Consider the following 21,570-nt stretch of genomic DNA (forward strand, 5'->3'; position numbering starts at 1 on the left):
AGAGAATAAATGGATTTAACAGAAACCGAAATTTCTACAAAACAAATTTTTTCGGGTCGAATTGTTGACCTTTCAGTTAAGACAATTAGATTACCTAATGGTGAGACTGCTACTAGAGAAGTGGTAAAACATCAGCCAGCAGCAGCGGCTATTGCAGTTAATAACAAGCAGGAAATGCTTCTAGTTGAGCAATGGCGAGAACCGATAAAGGAATTAACTTTAGAAATTCCAGCAGGCTTAATTGATAAAAAGGATGCAAGTCCTTTGGATGCAATGAAACGGGAATTAAATGAAGAGGGAGGCTATCATGCAGACTATTGGGAGCCAATCACCGAATTTTATTCTTCACCTGGATTTACTGATGAAAAGTTATATCTATTTTATTGTGATACATTGACAAAAGTAACTGACAAATTACCTCTTGACGATGATGAGTTTTTAACAGGACATTGGTATAATTTAGAAGAATTAAAGCGGTTAATCTCTCAAGGAAAGATTGTTGATGCTAAAACCTTATATGCAATGAGTGTATGGGAAAACATGCTGTTAACTGGTGCTAACACAAAGGAATAAGATGACTGAAAAGCGTTCTGATTACCGTAAAAAAATCAAACACAAGAAAAATAAACAATTTTTAAATTCAATTAAGACCGCATTTGAGGATAATGAAGTTGATGTTAATCCTGCATTTACAAGAGAAACAGAAAAAGACTCTTCAGTAAGCGAATCTGTGGGACGACGCGAAAGTCAGCAATACAGTAGGACTCAGGATATTAATCAACTTTCTGAAGAAAAAGGATTACGACTTAAGCGAAAATTAAATCATGCAATTTTAATTGTGTTGACTCTGATAATTTTGGTATTATTTGCGTTATTTCACTTATAATAGATGCGAGGGGAAAATGAAAATAGCAATAATTGTCCCAATGGAAATTGAGGCAGAATATTATCGTAAATATTTTCACTCTGGTAGCAGGAAAATGTTCGGATCGACAGTATTCGAGCATTTTTATGTTAATCAGAATGATATTTATCTGGGACTTAGTGGTATTGGTAAGGTTCAAGCTGCTATCAATTTAACTTGCTTACTGAGCCAAGTAAATATAGATTTAATATTAATGACCGGAACCGCTGGGTCATTGCAGCAAGAAGTTCATCAAGGAGATTTGGTTATTGCTAAAACTTTTTCTTATCATGACGCGCATAATACACTTGCTGGAGATTATATTGAAGGTCAAATTCCTGGAGAGCCAGCTGTTTTTGATCTAGATTCACGTGAACGAAATAATTTTATTCAGTTTATCCATGAACAAAATTTATCCTATCAAGAGGGGCTAATTGTAACAGGTGATTCATTTATTGGTTCTCAAGAGCAAAAAGATCAAATTAAAAGTAAATTTCCAAATGCTTTAGGTGTAGAAATGGAGGGTGCAGCCTCTGCCCAAGTCTGTCATCATTTCAAGAAACCGCTCATTGCTATTCGGGCAATCTCAGATAATGGTGATGATGGTGCAAATGATGATTTTGATTTATTTGCCCAAAAATCTGCCGCCAAGGCAGCCAAGATAATTTGTAAATACCTGGAGAAGATGAAATAGTTCATGAAAGAAATCTATTTAGATAATGCCGCAACGACACCAATGTCTCCCAAAGTAATTGAGAAAATCACTACTGAAATGAAGAATAATTTTGGTAATGCTTCTAGTACCTATGAAATAGGTCGTAAGGCGAGACATACAATTGATCAGGCACGATCAAAAATTGCGGCTTCAATTAATGCTGCAGATAATGAAATTGTGTTTACATCAGGGGGGTCAGAAAGCAATAATACTGCCATATTAGGTATTGCACACAGCAAAAAAAACAATGGGAGCCGAATTATTACTACTAAAATTGAGCATCCTTCTGTTTTAGAACCAATGAAACAACTTGAAAAAGAAGGATATGACGTTATTTATTTGGACGTTGATTCTGATGGGCGTATTTCACTTGATCAATTGCAAACAGCGTTAACACCTGAAACAATTTTGGTTTCTGTGATGGCAGTTAATAATGAAGTCGGAACAATTAATCCACTTATTAAAATTGGTTCTATCGTAGCTAAAAGCAATGCGTACTTCCACGTTGACGCTGTACAAGGACTCGGAAATATAGAGATTGATGTTAAACAGATGAAGATAGATTTATTGTCAACATCAGCTCATAAGATTAATGGTCCGAAGTTTTTAGGATTTTTATATGAAAATTCGCAAGTTGAATTACCTTCTTTAATTCTTGGTGGTGAACAGGAAACTAAGAGGCGAGCCGGTACCGAAAATGTTCCAGGGATTGCTGGATTTGGCGAAGCAGTCGAAGAAATTACAACAATTGATAAGGCTGAATTACAGGCTAAGTACCGATATTTTCAAAAATTGGTTTTGTTTGAGCTTGACCAAGCTGGAGTTAGTTATGAAATTAACGGTGGCGTTAAAGAATATTGCTCACATCATATTCTGAATTTGCACATTAATGGAGTTTCTACAATTTTACTTCTGACTAGTCTTGATTTAGCTGGTTTTGCAATTTCGGGAGGTTCTGCTTGTACTGCTGGCTCACTTGAGCCATCACATGTTTTGCAAGCTATGTTTGGTTCAAACTCACCACGAATAGATGAATCAATTCGAATATCATTTGGACGATATAATACTGTGAAAGAGATTAAGTCTTTTGCACTTCAGTTAGCAAAAATTGCTTGCAAGTTACAAACAAGAGAAAAATGATTGCTTTATTTTTTAAAATCACTTATTATTTGTAAAAGGGAGATAAATTATGGCAAATATAGCGATAATTAATGGTGATAATCGTAAGTTTACACTTAGTCCTGATTTAAAACTTTATGCGTTGATTGATGTAGGATTTGTGAAGACTAAACGGGGTAATTTCAATTATGAGCACCCGTTATACAATGATTCTCCATACAATGCGCCCACTAAGTTGAAAATGACGATTGATAAAGACATGATGCATTTAACAATGGTTGTGACTGATCGTAATGGTTTAAAGAAAGTTAATATTTTTAAGAATAAACAATTAGCGCCTACAGTTGAACTGTTGAATTATATTCTTAAAGATTTGGAAGAACGCAAAATTATTATTCCAGTAAAGGATTGATTGAAAGTGGCAAAAAAAGCCAGAGTAGTTGTCGGAATGAGTGGCGGAGTGGATTCTTCCGTTTCAGCTTTGCTCCTTAAAGAGCAGGGGTATGATGTTATCGGAGTCTTTATGAAAAATTGGGATGATACCGATGATGCTGGAGTATGTACAGTAACAGAAGATTATGAAGATGTTAAAAAAGTAGCGGACCAAATTGGCATTCCCTACTATTCAATTAACTTTGAAAAAGAGTACTGGCAACGTGTATTCGAGTATTTTTTAGAGGAATATAAGCATGGAAGAACTCCCAATCCAGATATAATGTGTAATAGCCAAATCAAGTTTAAGTCTTTTTTAGAATTTGCTATGAACTTGGATGCTGACTACATTGCAATGGGGCACTATGCCAAAACGGCAACAGATCAAAACGGTATTACCCATATGATGAGACCTAAAGATGGCAACAAAGATCAAACATATTTTTTGAGTCAACTCAGTCAACAACAAATTAGTCGGGTGATTTTTCCTTTAGCTAATTTAACTAAACCTCAAGTTCGTGAGATTGCAATCAAGAGTGGGTTAGCTACAGCTAAGAAAAAAGATTCTACTGGAATTTGCTTTATTGGTGAAAGGAATTTCCGTAAATTTTTGAGTGAATTTTTACCAGCACAATCTGGTAAGATGATTACTCCTGAAGGCAAAATTGTCGGAGAACATGCAGGTTTAATGTACTATACAATCGGTCAGCGTTCGGGTTTAGGTCTTGGTTCAACTAAAGAATCAACAGCTCCTTGGTTTGTTGTTGGTAAAGACTTGAAAAACAATGAACTGATTGTTGAGCAGGGCTATGACAGTGAGCTGTTATATGCGACTCAGCTTGAAGCAAGTCAAATGTCATTTTTTACAGGTCAACCAAACCGCGACTTTAAGATGCGCTGTACTGCAAAATTTCGTTATCGTCAGCCTGATGTCAGTGTAAATGTTCATTATCACGCTAAGACTAATACAATAACTGTCTATTTTGATGAGCCTGCACGGGCGGTTACTCCCGGACAAGCCTTGGTACTATATGATGGCGAAGAATGTTTAGGCGGTGGCAACATTGATTGTGCCTATCAAAATGGGTGTAAGCTTCAATTAGTTTAATTTAAATGAATAAAAAGAGTAGTGTGTCTAAATGGGGTTTCAAAATGTTTTTTAACTTTTGAAATTTCTTAAGAGTACTGCTCTTTTTTCTTTAATTAATTAAGTCTTTTTAATTTAATTTGATAAAATGATAAACTAAAACAGTAACTAATACAGGAGAGATAGTTTTAAATGCAGATTTATTTTGTTCGTCACGGGAAAACACAATGGAACCAAGCACAGATATTTCAAGGAGCACACGGTGATTCTTCATTATTGCTTCAAAGTTTAATTGATATAAAAAAATTAGGAAATTACTTAAAAGGAACAGACTTTTCTGCAATTTATACTAGTCCTTTAAAACGAGCAGTTACAACAGCAAAGGGACTTCAACAAGAATTGGAAACAAATTTGATTATAAAAACTGATGAGCGTTTACGAGAATTTGATTTAGGCCAACTTGAAGGGTTACATTTTTCAAACGCGTTGGCTAAATACCCTGAACAAGTAAATAATTTATGGCATCACCCTCAAAATTATGATGGCAAAAGTATTGGTGGAGAAAATTATAGTGATGTAATCAAGCGAGGCAAAAATTTCACCCAAGAAATTGTCCAAAAATATCCTAAAAAAGATCAGAAAGTTTTGGTAATTAGTCATGGAGCTGCACTTGCGGCAATTTTAGGCGGGTTGTTAGGATATTCTCTAAATAATCTTCGTCAACATGGTGGGCTGAGTAATACTAGTTTAACAATCCTGGAAACAATAGACAAAGGAAAAAACTTTCACTTAATTGTATGGAATAAAACTAGTTTTTTAGAAAGAAAATTGGTGGATTCAGATTCATTATGAAAAGTAATAAATTTCCAAAAAAAGATGACAATAAAATGATCAAAAAACGGATAGATAATTTAATTAGTGAAATTGATAACCATCCACAGGAATCAGAAAATTATTTAAAATTAGCAACAATTTTGATCGAAGAAGGTAGCTTTGACCAAGCTACGCAGCTGCTTGAGCAAGCTAAAAATGCAGTTAAGAATCCACAAGATTTAGATTATGATTTGGCAGTGTGTTATTACATGCAGGGAAAATATGATCAAGCACTGAAGCTACTCGATCATATTCCAAATGATGATCTGGTTTTATACCAAAAATCATTAGTTTTAATGAAAATGGGACAACTGCAAAAGGCTCTTGCCTATGCTTTGACAATTAGTGAAACTGATGATCGCGTCCTAGAATTACTAGGAGATATTTGGCTTGGTTTGGGAGAATTTGACCAGGCGGAAAAGAGTTATACAACAATTTCGCAGGACCAGCGCAGTGCTAAGGTTAACTTTATGTTAGGAATCACGATTTTAACTAAAAATCGTGATTTAGCAGAAAAATATTTTACCATCTCTCAAAAGCAAGATATTAAATATTTTGAGCAAGCTCAAAAAAAGTATGATGCACTTTTAAAAATAATCGGGGATAAGGACAAGTTTAATGGTTGAGTTCACTGGAAAAATAAATCGTACCATCTTTGAAAATGATCAGGATTTGTACAAAATTCTTGATGTAACAATTATTGATTCAATAGATGGTTATGATCGTGAAGAAATCAAGGTAACGGGTAATTTTGGTGATATTCAAATTGGTGGCACTTATCGATTTCACGGTAGTTTAATTATTCATAATAAGTTTGGACAACAATTTAAGTGTGAAAGTTATAAGCAAGCTTTACCACACGAAAAGGGCAGTTTGGTTAATTATTTGAGTTCTAAACAATTTCCAGGTATTGGCAAAAAAGCCGCAAATAAAATTGTTGCTTCATTAGGAATTAATGCTTTAAGTATTTTAAAGGATAATCCCACTAAGATTGCTACATTATCTCTGACTAAAAAGCAAAAGGATAGCTTGTTAAATGGTATCAATGCAATGGACTCCTATTCTGAAATTATTCTGAAATTGGCTCAATTTGGCTTAAATAGAAAGGTTTCAAATAAGATATATCAGATTTACCATGGTGAAACTTTGAGTAAGCTTCAAAAAGACCCATATGCTTTGATAGCGGAAGTGACTGGATACGGTTTTAAAAGTGCTGATCGAATGGGTATGGAATTAGGTCTAGCAAATGATGATCCTCGTAGAATTAAGGGTGCTCTTTTTCAGATTTTAACTGATGAATTAAGTCAAGCTGGTAATACATTTATTAAACTAAAATTTCTTTTGACAAATGCTGGTAAATTATTATCATTTGATAACTATGATGTAATTGCAACATGTGTCAATGATCTGCAGCATGAAGGTAAAATTGTTGTCGCAGGTGAAAATGCAGCATTACAAAATATTTTTCAAACAGAAAATGACATTGCCTTAACAATGAAAAATTTACTTGAAAAACAAAAAAGAGATAATTATTCTGTAAAAGATGTTCAAAAAGCAATCAAAAAAGCTGAAAAGCAACTTAATATTCATTATGATGATATACAACGAGTTGCGATTATTAACGCTTTAACTAATCCAATTTCAATTTTAACAGGGGGACCAGGAACTGGTAAAACAACAATTATTAATGGAATATTGTTGGCATTACGAAATTTGGCAGAAATTCCTGCCTCAACACTTTATAGTGATGATCCACCATTTTTATTAGCAGCACCAACGGGAAGAGCTGCAAAGCGCATGGAGGAAATTACCGGGATTACTGCCAAAACAATTCATCGCTTGCTGGGGCTAGGAATCGGTGAAAACGAAGCTATGGAGTTAAATGAGTTAAATGGTGAAATTTTAATTATTGATGAAATGTCAATGGTTGATATGTTTTTGTTTAAGCAATTAGTATCAAGTATTAACGGAACTAAGCATGTGGTATTTGTGGGAGATAAAGACCAATTACCTTCGGTAGGACCGGGAAACGTTTTTGGTGATCTAATTAAGGCTGATCTCTTTCCAACAACTGTTTTGAAACAAATTCATCGTCAAGGTGATGATTCAAGTATTATTACTTTGGCACATGCAATTAATGAAGGACAAGATCAACAAGTTTTATTTACCAAAACTCAAAATTATTCATTTATTTCTTGTCCTCCACATGAGGTTGAACATGTGGTTAGTCAAATAGTTGAACGTGCACTTGCGCGCGGTTTTAAGCAAGATGATGTGCAAATACTAGGCGCAATGTATCAAGGTGATGGTGGTGTTATCAATTTAAATAATGTGATTCAGGAAATAATGAATCCTGCTAAGCCAAATAGTAAAACTCTTGATATACATGATGAAACTTTTCGCATTGGCGATCGTATTTTGCAGTTACAAAATAATCCTGAAAAAGATATTTATAATGGGCAAATTGGTAAAATACTATCAATTGATGATAAAAATTCAAAAAAATGTATGACTGCTGATTTTGACGGACGTGAGATTATTTTTAGTAAAAAGGATTTGCTTGATGTAACCCGTGCATATGCAATTACCATACATAAAGCGCAGGGATCAGAATTTCCACTAGTGATTTTAAGTTTAACAATGCAAAATTACGTCATGCTTAAGCGGAACTTATTATATACAGCTGTCACTCGGGCTGAAAAAAATTTGGTTTTAATTGGTGACCCGCGTGCGTATACTCTGGCATTACAAACATCAGGTAATGATAGGCAAACAGGACTAAGTATAAAGTTACGGGAATTTCTTGGTGCAAATATCTCAAAAAAAGAATTACAAACCAATTCTGTATCTGAGCAAACAATTCTAAAACAGGAGAAAAATGAATATATTCTAACAGCAGAAATGATTTATTCAGGACAGATTGATCCAATGATTGGGATGCAAAAAATTACGTTGCAATCAAATTCGTAAGCAGAGGAGAAAAATGGCAGCAAAAATATTTTTAGGATATGATAATTTAAAAACAAAGTTGGTTGACTGGCTGGCGGCTAACACGCAAGTTATTCAGTTCGATGATGAAACTATAGAAATTATGACACCTGTAAAGGACGCATTAAAAGATGACATTTATTGTTTTGTTACCAAAAAAACAAAAGGCTATCAGGTTAGCGATGATGGAAGATGCCTTTTTAAGTTAGATCCAAGTGCAAGCGATAGTGAACTGTTTGAAGAAGCAGCAGAAGTTGTAGCAAATGCAAAATTTAAGATAAATATTGATAATTGGATAATTAGTACTTTGACAGACGAGAAGAATCTGATTGAAACAATCATGAGATTGGCATATATACAGGCAGCTATTTCATATTTAGTGTAACTTTTACTTTAAAAACTCAAAAATTGTTATAACTATATATATTGTGATTTTAGGAAAAAGATAACTAAAAAATATAAAGATAAATTATTATTATGGCTAAATTATTTAAGCAAGTTTAGTAAAATTGACGTTAGTACAATTAGAAAATAAATGTATCTTTTTTCTTCTATTTTAAAATTATGTGTCATTTTATTAATTAAATTTGTAAAAAGTTAAAAAAAGAGTAAAATTGTCTTTTAAAGAAATAATTGAACGACAGAGAGCGTTCGTTTTGGAGGAATTAAATATGGATTTATCAAAACAGCACAGTCATGGTCTAACTAAAAATCAAAAGTGGACGATTGCATCGACCTCTTCAGGATTTGCTTTAGAAAATATGGATGTGCTTTTTTTATCTTTTGCAATGAGTTCGATGATTGTTGATCTACATTTATCCGGTGGGGCAGCAGGATTGATTTCCTCAATCACTAATTTGGGTATGCTAGTTGGTGGAATTGTATTCGGAATTTTGGGCGATAAAATAGGGCGAGTGAAAACTTTCAGCCATACAGTTATTATATTTGCTGTTGCAACAGCTTGTATGGCATTTGCCAATAATTTATATTTGATCTATGCTTTGCGTTTCTTGGCTGGAATTGGAGCTGGGGGTGAATATGGAGTTGGCATTGCGCTGATTGCTGAAAATTTTCCAAAATCACAAATAGGGAAAATGACTTCCGTTGCGGCAATTGGAGGACAAATAGGAGCGATTTTAGCTGCATTAATTGCAGCTGTGATTATACCGGCAGTCGGTTGGCATATGCTCTTTTTAATTGGTATTGTACCAGTAATTTTAACAATTTTTATTAGGAAACATCTTCATGAAAGCGAACAGTTTTTATCAGCAAAAACTGAGAGAAAAGGTTCTTTATTGTCGAACGTTTTTAAAGAAATGTTTGCTACAACACAGTTAACTTTTCAAAGTTTAGGTTTAATGTTGATGATGACAGTGCAGATTGCTGGCTATTTTGGATTAATGAACTGGTTGCCAACCATTGTGCAAAAGCAATTACATTTAAATGTTGCTAATTCTAGTTTATGGATGATTGCTACAATTGTTGGGATGAGTATTGGGATGATGACATTTGGTTCAATTTTTGATTATTTTGGACCTAGAAGGGCTTTTGGCATTTTCTTAATTGGCTCTGCAGTTATGGTTTATACCCTTAGCTTAGCTACTAATATGATCACTTTACTGCTAATTGGTGCAGTAGTTGGCTTCTTCTCTAATGGGATGTTTGGTGGCTATGGTGCTGTAATTAGTCGACTCTATCCAACTGAAGTTAGATCCAGTGCCAATAATATTATTGTTAACATTGGGCGAGCAATCGGTGGATTTTCATCTGTTGTAATTGGTATTTTGATGGATCATTATAATTTAGCAGTTGTAATGGGTTTTCTATCAGCCTTGTATATTATTAGTTTTATAGTGATGATCAACTTGCCAGGATTAAAGAGGTTATCACGGTGATAAAGCATAAAAAATATAAAAAGTTCCCAAATCGCATTTTTAGCGTCAAGCGATTAGGGACTTTTATAATTAATTTTCATTTAAACCTTTATACAACTCATTGTAACTTTTAATATATACCATATTAATTGCAATGAATGATTTATTAAATTATTTGTTACTGTTCAACTAATCTCTGCTATACTAATAGCGTAGTAAAGTTAAATATTAAAAAGAAAGCTAGGATATTATTTTACATTTTAAGAATATCAAATGGGGAAGTAAAGATTATTTCCAAGCTGAAGAATTGTATGTGTCAGCTTTTCCTAAAGAGGAACGTATTCCGACAATTCAATTAGTTATCAAATCATTGAGAGAAAACATTTACTTTCAAGCAATTTATAATGATGATCAATTCATAGGTTTGATTTTTGTAGTTGAAGGTAAAATAGCTGTGTATTTGGGATTTTTGGCGATCACATCCAATCAACATGGACATGGCTATGGTTCACAGGTTTTGCAAATATTACGTAAGCGATTTATAGGTAAACAAATAATTTTAGATATTGAACCTGTGATCAAAACTGCACCTAATTATGAGCAGCGTGTTATGCGACTGCATTTCTATGAGAGAAATGGATTTAGTGTTACACGGAGAACGCTAAAAGATGATGGTGGCAGGTTTACTATTTTGACTAGTGATGGAAATTTTGATAAAAATGCACTTAGTCAACTATTGAATTATATGGGGTTTAATTTATATAAATTTAAAATTGAATAAACTCAAGTAAAAGATGACAAATAATTTTAAGATTTTGAAGTTAGAAATAAAAGAATAAAAATACAAGTCATAGAAAATTTTGATTAATGCGTGTAAACTTTGTTTACAATAGCGGAAGTAGCTGTGGCTTTATATGATGGATATAAATTGGAAAGAAGTGAAGTAGCTAATTGCATTAATTCGCCTGCAGCAAACCACCCTATAAGTGCAGCTACAACAAATAAGAATTGTCCGCTGTGAATAAAATATGCGAAAAGTAAAGCATAGCTGAGATAATGGGATAAACAATTAGAATACTTGATTCTCGCACTCCTTTATTAACTAGCCACGAAGTAACTAATACCGAAATTAAAGAAGTTACAGCATAAATAGATTGAAGCAGAGCAGGATCAGTTAAGCCATATAATTTTCCTAATTCTTGATTAGTCTGTGTCCAAATCATAAATACTGCGGTTGAACTAAAGCCCATTAAGGCCAATGCTAGGCTTTCAGATGTAACTTTTAATTTACCTTTTAAAATTTTATTCTTCTTTTCATTATTTTGCTGCTCATTTTTGGTTTTAGGGAAGGGTAGAACTAAAGAAACAAGGGCAATACTTCCATATATAGTTCCCAAACAATTAAAAGTAACAGAAAATGGAAGATGAAGTGCTGATAATATAACAATCAGAAAGGGTAAAATAAATTGTCCAAGACTGATAAAAAATTTAGTTAGTAGCGTGAGTAAGGAACGTTTGGAAGGGTATGCGTCCATCATTGATGGAATCCAAGCGGCACTTGTAAATGAATTAGCGATACCTCCAATAATACCAATCAAATATGCAACTTCGGCATTTGGTGCATAAAGCATGCCAAAGGCAAAAATTGCCCACAGAAATGAAGACATAAAAGCGCAAAGCTTTCTACCAAAATGATCTGAAATAATTCCAGTAAAAAAACTGGCGACAATTCCACCAATTCCTACAGCAGAATTAACAGTTAATACTGCTGAAATATTGTTTCCTTGTCCCCATGCTTGAGCCAATTGTAGTTTAAATTGTGAAGTAATGGACATATCGACACCACAAAGCAAAAAAGAAACGTAGACAGCAATTGCAGTAGTTATATAATTATGATTCTTTGAATTCATAAAAAGTCTCCTGAATAATTTTAAAAATATTGGTATTTATGTTTAATAATATCATGTAATCGCTTCCTTAAAAATATAATTTAATTTTTGAATTCATAAAAAATTTTTATGTAAAAATCACTGTTTAAATGTTTCGGTAAACAAAAATACCCCAAGATTAATTTATCTTAGGGTTCATAATTATTAAACTGTTTCAGCGCATTATTTATCGTAATAAATTAAAGTGATCAATTGCAAATTCTAGTTCAAAAGAACTCAATTGTATTTCCTCACCATCAAGCTGAGCAAATTCTTTTTTATTGGTTTTTACTGTTATTTTGTCAGCTTCAATGTAATGAAATTGTGGGTCATGCACATGTGAACCATCCTTTAAAAGTTTGATAAACAACTTAGCTAATTTACGTATTGTGAACTTTTCAATTACAACTGTATCGAGTTTGTGGCTGTCAATTCTTGCAGAGGGCAAAAGAGAAATACCACCACCCAAATATGGATGATTTGTTGTAGTTACTAAAAAGGCTTTATTATAATATCGTTTCTTACCATCGCCTACGACTTCAACACTAAATGTGTCCTGCTTACGCAAACTAGATAAAATATTAAGACTGTAAATTAGCTTGCCTTCATTAATTCGATTTAAAATCTTTTTGAACTCAGAAATATTGCTAAAATGATTTACACAAGCATCGAAACCAATACCAAAACTATTAGCAAAATAATAATTTTGGTGACTAGAAGGAGATAATTTAAATGAACCACAGTCAATACGATCAGCTGTTAAACCGTTTTTGAAATGCTTAAGTAGTTTTTTGGGATTAGACGTTAAATTGGCTGCACGTCCAAAGTCATTTCCTGTACCAGCAGGCAAATATGCAAAAGGTGTTTGAGGATTATTTGATCGTTTAATGCCATTAAGTGCTTCATTAAGCGACCCATCGCCGCCAATTATTAACAAAACTTCATTTTTTTGGTGTTTATGTTCACCATAAACTTGAGCAAGTTTGATTAACTCACCAGCATAAGTGCTTTTTTTTATATCAAAATGTATATTTTCGTTAACGAAGAGCAAGACAACTTGATCCATTATTTTTTTGGCATGACCGTTACCGGCTGTTTCATTCACTAAGAGATGTATTTTTAATTTATTATTCATCAATTTTGTTCTTTAAATAAAAAGCCCCTTAGGGCTTTTTTATTTCTTTTCAACTAACATTGGCAAAATCATTGGTCTTCTTTTAGTCTTTGAATATAAAAAATCAGAAAGATTTTCAACAATTGCCTTACGAATGATACTATCTTTTGGATTATCAGTTTTATCCATTTCAGTTTTTAATATGTGGTAAATATGCTTTTGAGCTTGATTAATTAACTCGGTTGATTCACGCATGTAAACAAAACCACGACTTAAAACGTCTGGACCAGCTAAAACACGTTTATGTTTATAATCAACAGTTGCTACTACGATCACAATACCATCTTCTGATAAAACTTGTCGATCGTGAACCACAACGTTGCCGACATCGGCAGTTCCGGATGTATCAACATAAACATCTCCAGCAGGAACATGACCAGCAATTCGAGATCCTTCAGGACCAAAGCAAATTACTTCGCCATTTTCCAAGACAAAGGTATTTTCAGCAGGTACACCTGCTGCTTGTGCTAGTTCAGTATGAATAACTTGCATACGATATTCACCATGAACTGGGATCATATATTTAGGTTTTGTTAAACGAACCATCATCTTTAACTCTTCTTGTCCGCCATGTCCAGAAGTGTGAACATTGTTAATGCGGCCATGAACGACATTTGCTCCACCCTCCATTAATTTATTGATCAAGTGGTTGACACTTAAAGTGTTTCCAGGAATAGGATTGGACGAAAAAATAACCGTATCACCAGGTTGAAGGCTGATCTGCCGGTGAGTACCATTAGCAATTCGAGACAGAGCAGCGAGTGGTTCGCCTTGAGAACCAGTACACAGAATCATAACTTCATCAGCAGGAGTGTGATTAATTTCATTTGCATCAACAATTAATCCTTCTGGAACGTTGAGGTAACCAAGATCAATTCCATTTTGTACACCATTTTCCATACTGCGACCAAAAATCGCAACTTTTCTTCCAGTATCGATTGCAGCTTGAATTGCTGTTGAAACTCGATATAAATTTGAGGCAAATGTAGCAAAAATTATTCGTCCATGGATACCAGTAATGATATCATGCAATGATTTAGCAACAAATCGTTCTGATTTTGTGAACTGTGAAACTTCAGCATTTGTAGAATCTGACAAGAGTGTTAAAACTCCTTCGTTACCGAGTTTAGCCATTGTTTGAAAATCTGGAGCTGGTTGATTCATGACGGGAGTTAAATCAAACTTAAAGTCACCTGTAAAAACAACAGCCCCTAATGGAGTATGGACAGCAATTCCTAATGTATCTGGAATTGAGTGAGTAGTCCTAAAAAAAGTAACACTGAGTTTTTTGAATTTTAGAACTGTATCTTCATGTTCTTCATGTAATTCGGTAGTTCTTAAAATACCATGTTCTTCAAGTTTGCCCTTAATTAAAGCAAGCGCAAATGGCGTAGCATAAACGGGAATTTCTGGTATTTTTTCAAGTAAGAAAGGTATTCCACCAATATGGTCTTCATGGCCGTGACTGACAACCAATGCTTTGATTTTCTTTCGATTTTTTACTAAATAAGAATAATCAGAAATAACATAGTTAATACCAAGTAAATCATCTTCTGGGAATTTAATTCCGCAATCCATGATAATAATTTCATCTTGATACTGAACACAATACATATTCTTGCCAATTTCATGCAACCCCCCGATTGCAACAATGGCAACTTCATTATTTTTTATACGCAATTAGATTACTTCTTACTTTCAAAGGACGTTAATTTAAAATCAGCGTGCTCTTTTTCGTATTTTAATGAGTTTCCAGCTAGTTCTTGGATTAATTCGATATTGTAGGGGGTATTATCTTCAACTAAAGTTCTAGCGTTGACCATATTTTCAGCCTCTAAGTAAAGAGTCTTGGTTGTTTCTCTTCTTGGATTGACAACCTTGTCTTTTTGATACAAAACTTTGTAGATCATATTTGTATTCTCCTTATTAAATTGTTAAAATGTTCATATTTGGGCATGTAGTAAGAAACTAAAAACCCAATAGTTAATAAAAATTTTAACATAATTGTTATTTCAAGTATAGAAATAAGTTGTTGTCCTTTAACTAAAAAGTCGCCAACTAATTGGCGACGGTTAATTTATCAATAAATTACAACAGTATCATCATCTAGTTTAAATGGTTGCTTTTTATTAATTCGATCATAAAATAAATGACCGCGTAGATGTTCAATTTCATGAGAAGCAACAATAGCAGGGTAATCTTTTAAACGAATTGTTTTTTCTTCTCCATCAACCGTATAATAACGAATTTTAAGCTTATCTGGGCGAAGTACATAACCATCAATTACACGGTCGACACTCAGACAACCTTCACCTTCACTCAAACAAGCTTGTCTAACCGATTCCGACAGAATTTCTGGATTGACAAAAGTTTCTTTAAATACAATTTCACCTTTGTCATTTGGTACAAGTAATGAAGCCATTTGTACACTTTCACCAACTTGTGGTGCTGCAAGACCAACACCTGCACGTAGTTGATGTTTTTCGGCAATTTTTGGATCTTGAGAATTAATTAAATACTCCATCATGTCATCTGCTAATTTGCGATAATGCTCGTTTAATGGAAATGTTAGTGGTTGTGCCACTTTGCGCAGTACTGGATTACCATCTCGGGTAATATTTTTCATTAAAATCAATTGTCGTCACTCTTTCATAAAATTTATACATATATTTTTAACATAATTTAGATTAATTTGTCTGCTTTTTATTCTATACTAAATTTTTACTTTGAAAAAGAGGGGATAATCGTTGACCAGTATTACAGTTAGGTGTTAAAATCAATGAGCGTAACTATACAGATATGAAACACTTCGATAAGCATGTTTTTGACGTGCCACCGAAACTGTGACAGCGTCACAGTTTTTTTATTGAGGAGTGGAGGAGGAATACTTTTGTCAGAAAAAAGAAGAAACGATATTAGAAATATAGCAATTATAGCTCACGTTGACCATGGTAAAACAACGTTAGTTAATCAACTATTAAAACAATCCGACACTCTCCCTGAACATATGGCTCTGGAAGATCGTGCAATGGATTCAAATGATATTGAGCGTGAGCGTGGTATTACTATTTTGTCAAAAAATACTGCGGTTAAGTTTGGTGATACGACCATTAATATTTTAGATACTCCAGGACACGCTGACTTTGGCGGTGAAGTTGAACGGATTATGCACATGGTTGATGGAGCTTTGCTTTTGGTTGACGCATACGAAGGTACGATGCCGCAAACTCGTTTCGTTCTTAAAAAGGCTCTTGAAGCTGGAGTTAAGCCAGTTGTTGTCATTAATAAAATTGATCGTCCAGGTGCTCGTCCTAAGGAAGTTCTTGATGAAGTCCTTGAATTATTTATCGAATTAGGTGCAAATGATGAACAACTTGATTTTCCTGTTGTTTATGCTTCTGCATTAAATGGAACTTCTTCATATGATGAGGATCTTGCAACACAAAAAGAAACTATGGATCCCATTTTTGAAACTATCATAAAATCGATTCCAGCACCACTTGATAATGCAGATGAACCATTACAATTTCAAATTACTATGCTTGATTGGGATGATTATGTTGGCCGGATAGGCGTTGGTCGTGTTTACCGTGGGCGTGTTAAAGTCGGTGATAATATTACCGTTATGAAGCGGGATGGTTCAACACAAAATTTCCGTGTGACTAAACTATTTGGGTTCTTTGGCTTAAAACGAAACGAAATCAAAGAAGCTACTGCTGGCGATATTATTGCTATTAGTGGAATTAACGATATTTTTGTAGGCGAAACTATTGCTTCTGCTGAAGAACCAGAGGCATTGCCACTTCTAAAAATAGATCCACCAACTTTACAAATGGATTTCGTGGCTAGTGATTCTCCATTTGCTGGTCGCGAAGGTGATAAGGTTACACCTAAAAAGTTAGAAGACCGCTTGATTAGGCAAACTAGAACTGATGTTTCACTCAAAGTTGAGCCAACAGATCAAATCAATGCTTGGACTGTTTCAGGCCGTGGTGAATTACACTTATCAATTTTGGTTGAAGAATTACGTCGTGAGGGCTTTGAATTACAATTGTCTCGTCCAAAAGTAATTTACCGTGAAATTGATGGTGTTATGTCTGAGCCGTTTGAAGCTGTTCAAGTTGATACTCCTGACGAATATGTTGGTTCCGTTATCGATTCTCTTTCACAAAGAAAAGGTGAAATGAAGAATATGGAGTCAACAGGTAATAATCAAACTCGCTTAGACTTTTTAGTTCCTTCACGTGGCCTAATTGGGTATAACAATGAATTTATGTCGCAAACTGGTGGATATGGAATTTTAAACCACAGTTTTGATTCTTATAAACCCGTTGTTAAAAATTGGGAACCTGGTCGACAAAATGGTGCTTTGGTATCAATTAGTCAAGGTAAATCGACAACCTATTCTTTGCAAACAGTAGAACAACGTGGAGAACTCTTTATTGGTGCTGGTGTTGAAGTTTATGAGGGAATGATAGTTGGTCAATCTTCTCGTGATCGGGATATTGCAGTAAATGTAATCAAGGGTAAAAATTTAACGAACACTCGTGCAGCTGGTAAAGATCATGCCGCAGCAATTAGAACACCAAAAACGTTAACTTTGGAAGAAGCAATAGAATTCTTAAATGATGATGAGTATTGTGAGGTAACACCTGAATCAATTCGCTTACGAAAGAAAATTTTGAATACATCGGAGCGTCAAAAAGCTGATAAAAAACGCAATCGTAAATAATTTAATTTATTCCAAAAAAGTAATCACTGATGAAGTGATGCTTTTTTTGTTTTATAATAAGGACAAGTTTTTATTATAAAGGGAGAGCAACTTGTGCGAAAAAAATTACTTCATATAGATTATCAAATTTTGCTACCATATTTATTGTTAGTCGCTTTTGGAATAATTATGGTTTACTCTTCAAGCTCTGATATTTTGCTTGTAAATGGTTTTAAGCCGTCAACTTACGGAATTCGCCAAATGTACTATGCATTTTTTGCAATTTTCATTTTTGCAAATGCAACTTTTGCTTTACGGTTAGATATTTTTAAAAGCCAGAGGTTTGTTATTTGGTTCGTAGCACTTGGCATTGTGATGTTGCTTTATCTAATTTTATTAAAAATTTTTAAAGGATCAGCAGTAGCAGTTAATGGTGCTGTTGGTTGGATTGATTTGAAGATTATTAAAATTCAGCCATTAGAAATTGCTAAATTAGCTTTGGTTATTTATTTGGCATATTTTTTAGATCGTCATGATGGAACTTTTAACCAAGGAAATATTATGAATACATTATCTAGACCAGCAATTTTAGCTGCTGTGATGATGTTTTTGGTTTTAATTGAACCCGATCTTGGTGGTACCGCTATCTTAGCAATGATTGTGATAGTGATGTTTTCACTATCTGGAATTTCAGCTAAAAAAGTAATATTCTGGTTAATCATTATTGGTATCACGGTTTTCATACTTGTGTATTTAATTATTATGTGGAATCCCAAATTTCTACAAGCAAATTATCAATATCAAAGACTAATGTCATTTTTGCATCCGTTTGAATTAGAACAAAAAGGTGGAGCTCAGTTAGTTAATTCATATTATGCTATTCATAATGGAGGATTGTTCGGTGTAGGGTTAGGCAATAGCATGCAAAAAAGAGGTTATTTACCCGAGCCGTATACTGACTTCATATTATCTATTATTGCTGAAGAACTTGGGGTAGTAGGCGCACTGGTTGTTTTAGGATTACTTTTTTATTTAATGTGGCGAATTATGGAAGTTGGAATTCATTCCAGTTCTCAATTTAATTCTTTAATTTGTTTTGGGATTGCTACAATTATCTTTACTGAAACTTTATTTAATGTTGGAGCTGTTTTGGGGTTGTTGCCAATTACTGGAGTAACATTACCATTTATTTCCTATGGTGGTTCGTCATTAATTGTTTTATCTGTTGCAATTGGATTAGTACTTAATATCTCGGCTAACGAGAAGATTAAGCAAGAGGAGGCGATTAGATGAGTATATGCAAGGATTTAAGTAATACTTCTATAGCTCAAAGACAAGGGTTGATAGTTTATTTTAATTCTGCAAACAAGCAATATAAACTGAGACGGTATGGAGATATTGCTTATTTTTCTTCTCAAATGGGTTACTGTATTTTATACGTTAATCAAAAAGAGTGTGATGAAGTTATTGCTACATTAGTAAATCTTGATTTTGTTAAACGAGTTGAAAAAACTTTGAGTGATAGTGTTAATTTGGACACCCCACATATTGAGCAGCAAATCGTTGACTTGGCACATGAGGCTGAGGAAAAGTTACAAGCAAAAGAAAAGAAAAGTTTGGATCAATTATTATGAGAATTATTTCGGGCAAATATGCCAAACGTAATTTATTTACTTTAAAAAGCCAAAAAACTAGACCAACAAGTGACAAGGTTAAAGAATCCCTTTTTAATACTCTAGGCCAATTTTTTAATGGAGGACAAGTGTTAGATCTTTACGCTGGGAGCGGGGCACTAGCGATCGAAGCTGTTTCACGCGGTATGGATCACGCTCAAATTGTTGATATTAATTATCAGGCTGTTGAGATTATTCGAAAAAATATCACATTAACTAAAGAAGAAGATAGGTTTTCTGTTTATAAAATGTCAAGTCAAGCAGCACTAAAAAAATTTGCTCATGATCAACTAAAGTTTGATTTGGTTTTTTTGGATCCCCCCTATGCAAAGCAACACATTATTGCTGACATGAAAAAAATACTTAAATTGCAGTTGTTAAATGACAATGCACTTATTGTTGCAGAAACCGATGATGCAACATTGTTAGAACCTATTTCGGAATTTGCTTTACTAAAAGAACACCATTTAGGGAAGACATTTGTGCGGTTTTATCGGAAGGAGAACTAATGAAAACGGCTCTTTTACCGGGTAGTTTTGACCCGATTACTAATGGTCACGTTGATATTATTAAGCAAGCTTCTAATTTATTTGATAGAGTTGCTGTTTTGATAATGACCAATTCAACTAAGCACTATCTATTTTCTGTTGATGAACGAATGGAATTTGTTCAGGATGCCGTAGGAACAATTGCGAATGTTAGAATTTTAAAAAAACCAGATGAGTTAACGATTAATGCAGCACAAGAATTAAATGCCACGGTAATTGTTCGAGGCGTTAGAAATAGTACTGATTTTTTGTATGAACAGCAAATTGCGGCAATGAATAAAATGTTAGCACCTAATATTGAAACAATTTTACTGTTTACTAAACCTCAGGAAAGTTTCGTGGCTTCCAGCATTATTAAGGAAGTAGCAAGATTTGGTGGAGATGTTACTGCTTTTTTACCCAATAAGGCTGCTAAAGCACTCAAGGAAAAGATGAAAAATATTGATGAATTATAACTACAAAAAGCCAAAAAAACATCGGATTCGTAATTGGTTACTAACGATTTTAATCATAGTTATTGCAATAATTGGCTTAAGTTGGCCAACTAACTACTATATTCAAATGCCAGGAAAAGCTATTCAAATTAGTCAATTTGTTAAAAGCAAAAAGCCGGTACCAAATAATTTTTATTTAGTAACTATTAGTGAAACGAGTGATCCCGCCACCGTTTTAGAATACCTTTTGAGCTATACACAAAAGTTTGCAAGTCGCGTTCCAAAAGCTGAAGTGCTGGGTGACACAACTAGCAGTCAATATCAGGAATTACAAAAGTGGTATATGGAAACAAGCCAACAAAATGCTATTTATTGTGCCGCTAAAAAGGCAGGATTAAAGCCTAAACTGCAGTATGAAGGCGTTTATGTAATGGAGGTTCAAAAAAATTCCAGCTTTAAGGGGAAATTGCAGATTGGTGATACAGTTCTTGGTGCTAATGGTCATAAGTTTCGGTCGACTGAGGAAATGTTGGCTTATTTTAAAAAGCAAAAAATAGGTTCAAACGTTAATGTTATGATTTTGCGTGAACACAAGCCATATAATATTAGTGGAAAAATTGTCAAAGTTGCTGGAACGAATAAACCAGGAATTGGTATTCAACTGGTAGAACATGTTAAAGTTAGTACTAAACCTAAGCTGAATATAAATGCTGGGGCAATTGGAGGACCTTCAGCTGGATTAATGTTCACTTTGACTAGTTATGAGGTTTTTACTCAAAAGAAACTAGCTACAAGACATAAAATTGCCGGAACTGGAACCGTAAGCCCAAGTGGAAAGGTTGGAGTCATTGGTGGCGTTGATAAAAAAGTGGTTGCAGCTGATAAAGCTGGTGCAGAAGTCTTTTTTGCCCCGACTGACACTTCTATAGTTAAAAAATCAGAGAGTAATTATGTTGTAGCAAAAAAAACAGCGCAAAAAATCGGTACTAAAATGAAGATTGTTCCAATTAGAACAGTTGACGATGCTTTAAATTATTTAAAAAAACATTATTGATAAAAAAGTTCAGAAAATATCTGAGCTTTTTTTCGTACTTAATTTATGGAGGATAG

23 protein-coding genes are annotated in these 21,570 nt (G+C 33.9%); 18 read left to right on the forward strand and 5 right to left on the reverse strand.

Translation table 11 applies throughout. From position 1 onward, the window contains the following. Nucleotides 1–9: 9 nt before the first annotated feature. The 12 genes from ACYIAQ_RS00560 (at nt 10) to ACYIAQ_RS00615 (ending at nt 10,773) form a co-directional block, all read left to right on the forward strand. Nucleotides 10–573, forward strand: a complete 564-nt coding sequence (locus ACYIAQ_RS00560) for an NUDIX hydrolase (protein ID WP_122018099.1) — start codon at nt 10–12, stop codon at nt 571–573. A gap of 1 nt (nt 574) precedes the next feature. Then, the gene (locus ACYIAQ_RS00565) at nt 575–886 is read left to right on the forward strand and encodes a hypothetical protein (protein ID WP_122018100.1); all 312 of its coding nucleotides are present in this window, start codon (nt 575–577) and stop codon (nt 884–886) included. 16 nt (nt 887–902) lie between these two features. After that, complete coding sequence (locus ACYIAQ_RS00570; protein WP_483562161.1) at nt 903–1,598, forward strand: 5'-methylthioadenosine/adenosylhomocysteine nucleosidase; 696 nt, start codon at nt 903–905, stop codon at nt 1,596–1,598. Between the two features lie 3 nt (nt 1,599–1,601). Further along, complete coding sequence (locus ACYIAQ_RS00575) at nt 1,602–2,759, forward strand: cysteine desulfurase family protein (RefSeq protein WP_483562162.1); 1,158 nt, start codon at nt 1,602–1,604, stop codon at nt 2,757–2,759. Nucleotides 2,760–2,808: 49 nt separating this feature from the next. Further along, nucleotides 2,809–3,150 carry a DUF1831 domain-containing protein gene (locus ACYIAQ_RS00580; protein WP_122018103.1) on the forward strand — a complete coding sequence of 114 codons (342 nt, stop codon included), beginning with the start codon at nt 2,809–2,811 and terminating at the stop codon, nt 3,148–3,150. Next, nucleotides 3,151–4,278 carry a tRNA 2-thiouridine(34) synthase MnmA gene (gene mnmA, locus ACYIAQ_RS00585; RefSeq protein ID WP_483562163.1) on the forward strand — a complete coding sequence of 376 codons (1,128 nt, stop codon included), beginning with the start codon at nt 3,151–3,153 and terminating at the stop codon, nt 4,276–4,278. Between the two features lie 171 nt (nt 4,279–4,449). Next, entirely contained in the window at nt 4,450–5,109 is a 660-nt protein-coding gene (locus ACYIAQ_RS00590) for a histidine phosphatase family protein (protein WP_483562164.1), read from the forward strand. Continuing rightward, nucleotides 5,106–5,756: a tetratricopeptide repeat protein gene (locus ACYIAQ_RS00595; protein WP_122018106.1), complete on the forward strand. Its 651-nt coding sequence runs from the start codon at nt 5,106–5,108 to the stop codon at nt 5,754–5,756. Before ACYIAQ_RS00590 ends, ACYIAQ_RS00595 begins: the two co-directional genes overlap by 4 nt. Continuing rightward, a complete protein-coding gene (gene recD2, locus ACYIAQ_RS00600; RefSeq protein WP_483562165.1) occupies nt 5,749–8,100 on the forward strand; it encodes an SF1B family DNA helicase RecD2 in 2,352 nt (783 codons plus the stop codon). Before ACYIAQ_RS00595 ends, recD2 begins: the two co-directional genes overlap by 8 nt. A gap of 13 nt (nt 8,101–8,113) precedes the next feature. Beyond that, the gene (locus ACYIAQ_RS00605; protein ID WP_483562166.1) at nt 8,114–8,503 is read left to right on the forward strand and encodes a DUF1828 domain-containing protein; all 390 of its coding nucleotides are present in this window, start codon (nt 8,114–8,116) and stop codon (nt 8,501–8,503) included. Nucleotides 8,504–8,789: 286 nt separating this feature from the next. Further along, a complete protein-coding gene (locus ACYIAQ_RS00610) occupies nt 8,790–10,013 on the forward strand; it encodes an MFS transporter (protein WP_483562167.1) in 1,224 nt (407 codons plus the stop codon). A gap of 292 nt (nt 10,014–10,305) precedes the next feature. Then, nucleotides 10,306–10,773 (forward strand): GNAT family N-acetyltransferase, encoded by a 468-nt coding sequence (locus tag ACYIAQ_RS00615; protein WP_483562168.1) that lies wholly within the window; start codon nt 10,306–10,308, stop codon nt 10,771–10,773. A 211-nt stretch (nt 10,774–10,984) separates the two neighbouring features. Here the strand turns inward: ACYIAQ_RS00615 and ACYIAQ_RS00620 are convergent, their stop codons facing one another. The 5 genes from ACYIAQ_RS00620 to def form a co-directional block, all read right to left on the reverse strand. Further along, the gene (locus tag ACYIAQ_RS00620) at nt 10,985–11,902 is read right to left on the reverse strand and encodes an MFS transporter (RefSeq protein ID WP_483562169.1); all 918 of its coding nucleotides are present in this window, start codon (nt 11,900–11,902) and stop codon (nt 10,985–10,987) included. 205 nt (nt 11,903–12,107) lie between these two features. Further along, nucleotides 12,108–13,055, reverse strand: a complete 948-nt coding sequence (locus ACYIAQ_RS00625) for a diacylglycerol/lipid kinase family protein (protein WP_483562170.1) — start codon at nt 13,053–13,055, stop codon at nt 12,108–12,110. A gap of 39 nt (nt 13,056–13,094) precedes the next feature. Continuing rightward, nucleotides 13,095–14,774 carry a ribonuclease J1 gene (rnjA, locus tag ACYIAQ_RS00630; RefSeq protein WP_483562171.1) on the reverse strand — a complete coding sequence of 560 codons (1,680 nt, stop codon included), beginning with the start codon at nt 14,772–14,774 and terminating at the stop codon, nt 13,095–13,097. Between the two features lie 5 nt (nt 14,775–14,779). Next, a complete protein-coding gene (locus ACYIAQ_RS00635; protein WP_122018114.1) occupies nt 14,780–15,004 on the reverse strand; it encodes a DNA-dependent RNA polymerase subunit epsilon in 225 nt (74 codons plus the stop codon). A gap of 170 nt (nt 15,005–15,174) precedes the next feature. Then, entirely contained in the window at nt 15,175–15,729 is a 555-nt protein-coding gene (def, locus tag ACYIAQ_RS00640; protein ID WP_122018115.1) for a peptide deformylase, read from the reverse strand. Nucleotides 15,730–15,984: 255 nt separating this feature from the next. On the opposite strand from def, the gene typA reads away from it, so the two are divergent. The 6 genes from typA (at nt 15,985) to ACYIAQ_RS00670 (ending at nt 21,514) form a co-directional block, all read left to right on the forward strand. Next, nucleotides 15,985–17,826: a translational GTPase TypA gene (typA, locus tag ACYIAQ_RS00645; protein ID WP_122018116.1), complete on the forward strand. Its 1,842-nt coding sequence runs from the start codon at nt 15,985–15,987 to the stop codon at nt 17,824–17,826. A gap of 93 nt (nt 17,827–17,919) precedes the next feature. Continuing rightward, nucleotides 17,920–19,098: an FtsW/RodA/SpoVE family cell cycle protein gene (locus ACYIAQ_RS00650; RefSeq protein WP_483562172.1), complete on the forward strand. Its 1,179-nt coding sequence runs from the start codon at nt 17,920–17,922 to the stop codon at nt 19,096–19,098. Next, nucleotides 19,095–19,439: a DUF2129 domain-containing protein gene (locus tag ACYIAQ_RS00655; protein WP_483562173.1), complete on the forward strand. Its 345-nt coding sequence runs from the start codon at nt 19,095–19,097 to the stop codon at nt 19,437–19,439. The genes ACYIAQ_RS00650 and ACYIAQ_RS00655 overlap by 4 nt, the downstream gene beginning before the upstream one ends. Next, on the forward strand, nt 19,436–19,987 hold the full coding sequence (gene rsmD / locus ACYIAQ_RS00660) for a 16S rRNA (guanine(966)-N(2))-methyltransferase RsmD (protein ID WP_483562174.1): 552 nt from the start codon (nt 19,436–19,438) through the stop codon (nt 19,985–19,987). Before ACYIAQ_RS00655 ends, rsmD begins: the two co-directional genes overlap by 4 nt. Further along, nucleotides 19,987–20,481 carry a pantetheine-phosphate adenylyltransferase gene (coaD, locus tag ACYIAQ_RS00665; protein ID WP_483562175.1) on the forward strand — a complete coding sequence of 165 codons (495 nt, stop codon included), beginning with the start codon at nt 19,987–19,989 and terminating at the stop codon, nt 20,479–20,481. The genes rsmD and coaD overlap by 1 nt, the downstream gene beginning before the upstream one ends. Further along, complete coding sequence (locus ACYIAQ_RS00670; RefSeq protein ID WP_483562278.1) at nt 20,471–21,514, forward strand: SepM family pheromone-processing serine protease; 1,044 nt, start codon at nt 20,471–20,473, stop codon at nt 21,512–21,514. The genes coaD and ACYIAQ_RS00670 overlap by 11 nt, the downstream gene beginning before the upstream one ends. Nucleotides 21,515–21,570: the final 56 nt, after the last annotated feature.

It is taken from the genome of Lactobacillus sp. X-49 (assembly GCF_057063645.1).

Coding starts and splice junctions, on each gene's coding strand:
- ACYIAQ_RS00595 (WP_122018106.1), top strand. CDS start 5,106: ATGAAAAGTAATAAATTTCCAAAAAAAGATGACAATAAAATGATCAAA.
- ACYIAQ_RS00560 (WP_122018099.1), top strand. CDS start 10: ATGGATTTAACAGAAACCGAAATTTCTACAAAACAAATTTTTTCGGGT.
- ACYIAQ_RS00655 (WP_483562173.1), top strand. CDS start 19,095: ATGAGTATATGCAAGGATTTAAGTAATACTTCTATAGCTCAAAGACAA.
- ACYIAQ_RS00605 (WP_483562166.1), top strand. CDS start 8,114: ATGGCAGCAAAAATATTTTTAGGATATGATAATTTAAAAACAAAGTTG.
- coaD (WP_483562175.1), top strand. CDS start 19,987: ATGAAAACGGCTCTTTTACCGGGTAGTTTTGACCCGATTACTAATGGT.
- ACYIAQ_RS00635 (WP_122018114.1), bottom strand. CDS start 15,004: ATGATCTACAAAGTTTTGTATCAAAAAGACAAGGTTGTCAATCCAAGA.
- rsmD (WP_483562174.1), top strand. CDS start 19,436: ATGAGAATTATTTCGGGCAAATATGCCAAACGTAATTTATTTACTTTA.
- ACYIAQ_RS00620 (WP_483562169.1), bottom strand. CDS start 11,902: ATGAATTCAAAGAATCATAATTATATAACTACTGCAATTGCTGTCTAC.
- ACYIAQ_RS00575 (WP_483562162.1), top strand. CDS start 1,602: ATGAAAGAAATCTATTTAGATAATGCCGCAACGACACCAATGTCTCCC.
- recD2 (WP_483562165.1), top strand. CDS start 5,749: ATGGTTGAGTTCACTGGAAAAATAAATCGTACCATCTTTGAAAATGAT.
- ACYIAQ_RS00565 (WP_122018100.1), top strand. CDS start 575: ATGACTGAAAAGCGTTCTGATTACCGTAAAAAAATCAAACACAAGAAA.
- ACYIAQ_RS00590 (WP_483562164.1), top strand. CDS start 4,450: ATGCAGATTTATTTTGTTCGTCACGGGAAAACACAATGGAACCAAGCA.
- ACYIAQ_RS00670 (WP_483562278.1), top strand. CDS start 20,471: ATGAATTATAACTACAAAAAGCCAAAAAAACATCGGATTCGTAATTGG.
- ACYIAQ_RS00610 (WP_483562167.1), top strand. CDS start 8,790: ATGGATTTATCAAAACAGCACAGTCATGGTCTAACTAAAAATCAAAAG.
- ACYIAQ_RS00570 (WP_483562161.1), top strand. CDS start 903: ATGAAAATAGCAATAATTGTCCCAATGGAAATTGAGGCAGAATATTAT.
- ACYIAQ_RS00625 (WP_483562170.1), bottom strand. CDS start 13,055: ATGAATAATAAATTAAAAATACATCTCTTAGTGAATGAAACAGCCGGT.
- ACYIAQ_RS00580 (WP_122018103.1), top strand. CDS start 2,809: ATGGCAAATATAGCGATAATTAATGGTGATAATCGTAAGTTTACACTT.